Source organism: Micromonospora echinofusca, from assembly GCF_017614955.1.
In the GTDB taxonomy this organism is placed as follows: domain Bacteria; phylum Actinomycetota; class Actinomycetes; order Mycobacteriales; family Micromonosporaceae; genus Micromonospora; species Micromonospora echinofusca_A.
On record NZ_WVUH01000635.1, the window covers coordinates 1 to 1,468 of the forward strand.

Consider the following 1,468-nt stretch of genomic DNA (forward strand, 5'->3'; position numbering starts at 1 on the left):
GGCGTGGGGGTGGGGTCGGTCGGAGTCGGCGTCGGGCTCGTCGGCGACGCCGTCGGGCTCTGGGTCGGGCTGGTCGGCGTGGTGCCGCCGTTGCAGACCACGCCGTTCAGGGTGAACGAGGTCGGCTTCGGGTTGCTGCCGCTCCACGAGCCGTTGAAGCCGATGTTGGTCGAGGCACCGGTGGCCAGCGAGGCGTTCCAGCCCAGGTCCTTGGCGGTGACCTGGCTGCCGCTCTGGGCCCAGGTCGCCGACCAGCCCTGCGTCACCCGCTGGTTGCTGTCCGGGAACGTGAAGCCGAGGGTCCAGCCGTTGATCGCGTCGCCGAGGTTCTTGATCGTGACGCTACCGGTGAAGCCACCCTGCCAGTCGCTGGTGGTGTACTGCACCTCGCAGCCGGCCGCCGCGTGCGCCATGGTCGCCGGCAGGGTGACCATGCCCCCCGCGACCAGGGCACTCGCACCGGCGAGCGCAATCGCCCGGCGCTGGCCGGACATGTTTCTCCAGAAACTCATTACCACTGATCTCCTTGGGCGAGACCGGACCGCGAACGGGACCGGCACGACCGCCTGACGGACGTCTCTCTGGGGACGGATCCGCGGCGCGTCTTCGGGTGTGGTGGGTTGCCCGAGCCCGGACGGGCAGCAGTGATGGGTGGTGCCGACCGATTGCCCTTCGGCCGTGTGGGACGCCGTCCGGAGGAACCGGTTGCCCTCGGCGTCGACTGCGCGGTGTGGCTCCCCTACGCAGTGCCCAGATTCTTGCATGGGAGCGCTTCCAAGACAACACCCGATCGACGCCGACCAGCGCCAGACCACCCGCAACGGGCCGGAACGGCACGGGACGACGCGGACGGTCGGTCCGGGTACGGCCGGCGGGAGAGCGGGTGGTGGCGCCCATTCGGGGCCGGTCGGAGCAGACCGCCGCCCGGGGCCCAGACGGCGCGCGGGTCGACCAAGAGCCCGGACAGGTGAAAACCTGCATTAATCCGACCCAAACTCACAAAACCTCTACGCTCGGTGATGGCTCGGCTGCCGTCGAGCCCACGGCTAGAGGGAATGGAGTGACCCGGAGTCATGTCTAAGAAGTTCCTCGGCAGGGTGATCGCCGGTGCGGCGCTGGGCGGGGCGGCCCTGTTCGGCGTCCCCACCGTCGCAGCGGCGGCCCAGGCGGACGGCCCACCGCAGGCGGACGGCCGGCAGCACGAGCGCGGCGCCCACCAGCACGGACACCTCCGTACCTGGCCGGTCACGGTCAGCCCAGGACAGCGGGCGAAGCTCTTCATGATCTGCCACACCCCGCAGCGGCACCCCTGGGCCTGGTCCTCGGTCACCGGTCGGCTGCGGCTGAAGCCGTTGCAGCCACCGGCACCACCCACCGACGGGCCCACCTCACCACCGGCACCAACCACCTCACCACCGGCCCAGCCACCGGCATCGCCCACCGACGGGCCGGTGGTGAGGTGGTTGGT

At 70.8% G+C, this 1,468-nt stretch carries 1 protein-coding gene and 1 pseudogene; one reads left to right on the forward strand and one right to left on the reverse strand.

All coding sequences use genetic code 11. The features are described 5' to 3' along the window. Window positions 1–512 (reverse strand): cellulose-binding domain-containing protein (locus tag GSF22_RS33505; RefSeq protein ID WP_208817906.1); only part of this gene is annotated, 512 nt, incomplete at its 3' end. A 561-nt stretch (window positions 513–1,073) separates the two neighbouring features. Between GSF22_RS33505 and GSF22_RS33510 the strand changes: the two are divergent. Further along, window positions 1,074–1,468: pseudogene (locus GSF22_RS33510) on the forward strand (hypothetical protein); the annotation flags it as partial.